The sequence below is a fragment of the Streptococcus sp. 1621 genome, from assembly GCF_013276615.1.
Lineage (GTDB): Bacteria > Bacillota > Bacilli > Lactobacillales > Streptococcaceae > Streptococcus.
Map to the genome: position 1 here is coordinate 1 of NZ_VMLJ01000029.1, position 5615 is coordinate 5615.

Here is a 5615-nt window from a genome sequence, read left to right on the forward strand (position 1 = left end):
CGAAGTCAGTATCATATACATACGACAAGGCGAAGCTGACGCGGTTTGAAGAGATTTTCGAAGAGTATAAAATTGAATTGCTTATAAAAAAGCTCCATACACTGGATGTGTATAGAGCAATGGGAGATTATTTGATATAGAGTTCTTGATTTTTCAAGACAATTTCACGTACGCTCGCAAATTTCTTGAGTTTTTTAAGTTCTTCTGGATGAGTGACGAGAGTGATAACGTAACCTTCCTTACCCATGCGACCTGTACGGCCAGCGCGGTGAGTGTAGGTTTCAATATCTCTAGGAACATCAAAGTTTACGACGCATTCTAGGCTATCGATATCAATTCCACGTGCAAGAAGGTCAGTTGCAAGGAGTAGGGTTAGTTGCTTGTCTTTAAACTTTTCTAAGATGACTTTTCTAAATTTGACATTAACATCACTAGCTAGAGAAACAGCCAAGATATCCCGATACTGTAATTTTTCTTCTGAACTTCCAAGGTCTGATAGGCTGTTAAAGAAGATCAGACCGCGGAAATCCTCAACATGAGCTAGTTTTCGCAGCATATCCACTCGGTGACGCTGGTCTACCTGCATGTAGAAATGTTGGATATTATCCAGTTTTTGATCAGAGAGATCAATGGTACGTGTATTTGGCGCAATCTTTTCTTGGTCAAACTTGGTCGTGGCACTCATGTAGACCAGTTGGTGGTCACGCGGTGCGTAGTGAGTGATTTTCTCTACAAAGTGTATCTGAGAATCATCTAGTAATTGGTCAAATTCATCCAGGATGATGGTTTCCACATTCATCATCTTGATTTTTTTCAATTTAATTAGTTCAAAGATACGGCCAGGGGTTCCAATCAGAATTTCTGGTCCTTTTTTGAGTCGTTCAATTTGTCGTTTTTGACTTGAACCTGATAAGAAGAGTTGGGGAGTCAAGCCGATAGCTTCAGCCCACGTTTTACATACATCGAAAATCTGTCCAGCAAGTTCTGTATTTGGTGCTAGAATCAAGAGTTGTTGGGCTTTTTTCTTTTGTAGTCTGAGAAGACTTGGTAGGAGGTAAGCTAGGGTCTTACCAGTTCCGGTTGGGCTCACTCCTAGGAGGTTTTCTCCAGCAAGAATAGGATCAAATAGTTGAGTTTGAATGGGGGTGAATTCCTGGAAACCGAGTTGGTCACTCAGTTCTTGCCACTCAGTCGGTAGTTTGCTTTTCATTTTTCTGCCTCAAATCTAATGCCAGCAGTCTGGCGCATGGTATATAGTAGCTCATGGACAGAGCTTGCATCTTCCAGCCAATTCTGGTAGAGTGTCTGGTCTGGTTGCTGAATCATCTGTGCAAATGCAGCGACTTCCTCAGTCATAGTATGAGGAGCCTGTTGGATAGGGAGCTGGACTTGATTGCCTTGGTGGTCGGTAAAAATAGCTGAGCGGATATGCTCGATGGTGTTGAGGGTCAAGGTTCCATCTGTCGTATAAATCTCGCAAGGAAGATTGGAAGTGATGTTTTTCCCAGCTTTGATGTGAACTTGAAAGTCAGGGTAGAAGAGGATACCATCTCCATTTAGGTCAATGCTATTGTCAAGCTGTTGAGCCTGGTAAGTCGCGTCATTAGCTTTTCCAAAAAGGTGAACGGCAGCGTAGAGAGGATAAATCCCCAAATCCATAAGAGCTCCACCAGCAAAACGGGCTGAAAAGACATTTGGTGTCTCCCAAGCCAACAAGTTAGGCATTTTGGAAGAATACTTGGCATAGTTGAAATCTGCCCCTAAAATTTGCTTGTCTGCTAAAAAGTTTTTGATAGTTGTAAAAGCTTTTTCATGGTAATTGCGAGCTGCTTCAAAGATAAAACAGCGATTTTTCTTAGCTGTTTGAATCAAATTCAGCCATTCTTGTGGCTGAGTGACGGCTGGCTTTTCAAGAATGACATGTTTACCAGCAGACAAGGCAGCTTTTGCCTGAGCAAAATGCAAGGAGTTTGGACTGGCAATATAGACCACATCAAAAGAGCTCTTGAAGAAGTCCTCTAATTGATCGAATAGTTGGATATTCTCATAGTGAGAAGCAAAGGTTGCGGCAGTTTCAAGTTTCCTAGAATAGACTGCGACCAGCTGGTATTTTCCACTAGCATGGGCTGCTTCTATGAAGTGATGGCTGATAGCACCTGTTCCGATGACACCTAATTTAAGCATAGATACTCCTTTTCCGATTTTAAATCCTTCTTTCATTATAACATAGATAGACGGGACTATCCAACAGAGGGTAAAAAATTTCAAATAAGCGATTAGCGATTAGCTTTCTTTTACGAATAAATAGATAGAAGCATCAAATCTAGTAAATTAGATTAAAAAATGTGCTATAATAGAAGGAGGAAAAGGATGATTCTAAGACATCCGGGCATTAGCCCAACTAATGACTTGGTTGCTAAGAAAATATTCAGCAACCCAGAAATCACTTGTCAATTTATCCGCGATATGCTGGACTTGCCAGCAAAAAATGTGACCATTTTGGAGGGAAGTAACATTCACGTCTTGCCCACTACACCGTACTCGGCACAGGATTTCTATACCAGTATAGACGTCTTGGCGGAGTTGGACAATGGAACGCAAGTAATTATTGAGATTCAGGTTCATCATCAGAATTTTTTCATCAATCGTTTGTGGGCTTATCTATGCAGTCAGGTCAATCAAAACCTAGAAAAAATTCGCCAGCGAGAAGGTGATACACACCAGAGTTACAAGCATATCGCACCTGTTTACGCAATAGCTATTGTGGATAGTAATTATTTTCAAGATGACTTAGCTTTTCACAGTTTCAGTATGCGCGAGGACACGACGGGTGAAGTCTTAACCATCACAAGTAACGGTCAAGAAAATCATCTGGTCAAGATGGCATTCTTGGAATTAAAAAAATACAGAGAAACCAGCAAAGACGAGGTTCGTAAACCATGGTTGGAGTTTTTCGGCAACAAGCCCTTTACCCAGCAACCCGAGCGAGCTATCAGCCAAGCAGATCAACTGCTGGACTATAAGAGCTGGTCCGAGGAGGACAGGAAAATGTTTAGTCAACTACGTATGCGCGAAGAACAAGCCTTGTTAGCACAGGACTATGCCTTGGAACAAGCTGAGGAAAAAGGGTTGGAGAGAGGTCTTGAACGCGGTCGTGCAGAGGGGATTGAACAGGGGCTGGAGCGAGGTCTTGAACGTGGACGAGCTGAAGGGATTGAACAAGGTCTAGAGCGTGGAAAACTTTTTGCCTTCCTAGATATGGTTCGCCAAGGACTTCTGACTTCCGAGGTTGCCAGCCATCAGCTGGGTATGAGCGTCGCTGAGTTTGAGGCGCTATTGAAAAAACATTACAAATAAGACCTAAAAAATACAGAGAAACCAGCAAGGACGAGGTTCGTAAACCGTGGTTGGAGTTTTTTGGTAATAAGCCTTTTACCCAGCGCCCCGAGCGAGCCATCAGCCAGGCAGATTAACTGCTGGATTAAAAATTAGGAAATATCGTGTAGAAAATAGTAACAGATTTTATCTCTTTGTGGGATGAAGTCTGTTTTTTTGTATGATGGGCAGGTCCTACATCTGAGTGGCAAGTTCTCCGTAGGTATCCGCTATCGGTTAATGCATAGCATATATGAATGAAATAAGAACTGAACAAATCAGTCAGGAAAGTCAAAGTAATTTCTATCAATGTTTTAGAAGTACTAGTGAACTATTCCAAATTCAATATCCTATAAACAAAAATCAAAAAGCAAGCCAGGAGACTTATGTAGGATAGCTCAAAATACTAATCTTAGATTGAATAATCAATAGATTTAGAACAAACATAATGAGCTGAAGCTGGAATAGTACAAGGGGCTTTTAAAATATTGTTATAAATTGATTTAAATTCAAGACTAATTTGTTTGATTCTTGTTTCATTTTGTTTTAGTTTCTTTTTATAGTGAGTTGAATTTAGAATAGCACATCATAGTTTCTAAAGCATTGTTAGAAAATACTTTAAAATCCCCTTATCAATTTGTTCATATTTTATTTCAATCTACTATATTTCCAAGCTTGATTATCATGAGGTAAGGGCTGAAAGCGGTCTAGGGATAGGAGTGATTTTGGAGATGAGAATCGTCAAAGGAAGGAATAGGGAGATTGTGGCTCTAGGAATAGGGGATAGTGAGATGAAATAAAAGCTGACCAATTCAATTTCTAACCAGCTAACCATTTAATCTTGCTGCAAATAGGTATCGAACAAGTCCCGTAAGTCTTAGACATTTTTCAGAAACTGATGATAAGCTCTTCCAATCCAAAAATAGGGAGGGTTTTTCAAACTAAAATTTGAATCCATACTTGGTTTCTAAATTATATTTAATATATTCACACTACTAAAAATCAGCCAATTATAACTATTATTATACTAAAATTTTCATAAATAAAGATATAGAAAAGTTATTAGTTTATAGGAAATAAATCAAAAAAGCGTATATCTATAATCAATATAATAAACATATGCTAAAAAATTCTCTAAAAATCAAGATTTTTGGATGATTAGATGGTAAATTCGGGGGGGGGGGTATGGTATAATTATTACTAGACTGTACACTGGGTGCAGTGGGTTAAATAGTTCTATCAATACTATTTAATATCATGTGAGTTTGAAGATGATAAGGCTATTTTTGTTTTCAAAACAACTTACAAAAAAGGAGAAAAATTTCATGGACTTTGGAAAATATAACAAAGAAAAGGTTTTCCGATATTCGATTCGAAAATATCACTTTGGTGCTGCCAGTGTCGCGGTTGCGGCATTGATGTTCTTTGCTAACGGGGCAGTAGCAGCGCATGAACCCATTACTCCAGCTACGGCAAGTGATGTCGTTACGGCAGGTTCTGATGGCAATGCAGATGGAAATCCGGCGTCCTCGGATGAGGGAGACTCGAACAAGGTTTCAACTGACCAGCCAGCTGAACTCAAAGCAGCTGATGAGGTGAAAACGCAAGAAGCGCCAGCTGAGGAAACCAATCAAGGGCAAGCAGGAGCTGAGTCTAACTCTGCTCAGTCCGAGACAAATCCAGCTAACCAAGAACCTTCTCAAGCAGGAGAAGTAAAAGAGCAAGAAGAGCCGACCGTCGCTGATACGACAGCAGCCAAATCAATTCAAGGTAATCTGCAAGCTTTATTGGAAAAACTAACGCTTAGCTCAATGCAGGAACTCCATGCTGAAGTGGAAGCGGGTCTAGCAGCAGCTAATGCAGTTTTGAGCGACCCTAAAGCGACACAAGCGCAAGTTGACGAGCAAACAAGAGCTATGGAAGCCCTAATCAGCCGTGTCAACCAAGCCTTGACACCTGCCCTAGAAAATCCAACAATCTTGGAAAAAGCAGGTCTAGCATCTACAGACCTCACATCTACAGGTCTGACCTCTACCGGACTCGCCACTCCAGACGGAGCTGTAACTGAGCAACCAACCGGAGGGAACCGTCGTAGAAGAGGAGGCTTGAGCGCGGCAGCACCAGCTGCAAACTCAGTCAATCCATCTGCTGGAGGGAACGCAACTACTCCTGGAGCTGGCTCTCAAGCTACTCCACAGACGCTCCCAACCTATACAAATACAGAAGGTAAAAATGGTGTT

Annotated in this window: 4 protein-coding genes and 1 pseudogene; 3 read left to right on the forward strand and 2 right to left on the reverse strand. The window is 41.0% G+C overall.

Annotated elements, in window-relative coordinates; all coding sequences use genetic code 11:
- Positions 1 to 127 precede the first annotated feature (127 nt).
- On the reverse strand, positions 128 to 1210 hold the full coding sequence (locus HT697_RS06860) for a DEAD/DEAH box helicase (protein WP_173262623.1): 1083 nt from the start codon (positions 1208 to 1210) through the stop codon (positions 128 to 130).
- The gene (locus HT697_RS06865) at positions 1207 to 2184 is read right to left on the reverse strand and encodes a Gfo/Idh/MocA family oxidoreductase (RefSeq protein ID WP_173262626.1); all 978 of its coding nucleotides are present in this window, start codon (positions 2182 to 2184) and stop codon (positions 1207 to 1209) included. Before HT697_RS06865 ends, HT697_RS06860 begins: the two co-directional genes overlap by 4 nt.
- Positions 2185 to 2370: 186 nt before the next feature.
- On the opposite strand from HT697_RS06865, the gene HT697_RS06870 reads away from it, so the two are divergent.
- From HT697_RS06870 to HT697_RS06875, 3 genes and pseudogenes are all read left to right on the forward strand, one after another.
- Complete coding sequence (locus HT697_RS06870; protein WP_173262629.1) at positions 2371 to 3357, forward strand: Rpn family recombination-promoting nuclease/putative transposase; 987 nt, start codon at positions 2371 to 2373, stop codon at positions 3355 to 3357.
- Positions 3358 to 3362: 5 nt separating this feature from the next.
- Positions 3363 to 3470, forward strand: a pseudogene (locus HT697_RS10350) (flagellar assembly protein H domain protein); the annotation flags it as partial.
- A 1230-nt stretch (positions 3471 to 4700) separates the two neighbouring features.
- Positions 4701 to 5615, forward strand: a 915-nt coding sequence (locus HT697_RS06875) for a YSIRK-type signal peptide-containing protein (protein WP_173262632.1), incomplete at its 3' end; no start/stop codon positions are given.

Bases quoted from the DNA above. Each gene is read 5' to 3' on its own strand.
- HT697_RS06860 (WP_173262623.1), bottom strand. From the start codon at position 1,210: ATGAAAAGCAAACTACCGACTGAGTGGCAAGAACTGAGTGACCAACTC.
- HT697_RS06865 (WP_173262626.1), bottom strand. From the start codon at position 2,184: ATGCTTAAATTAGGTGTCATCGGAACAGGTGCTATCAGCCATCACTTC.
- HT697_RS06870 (WP_173262629.1), top strand. From the start codon at position 2,371: ATGATTCTAAGACATCCGGGCATTAGCCCAACTAATGACTTGGTTGCT.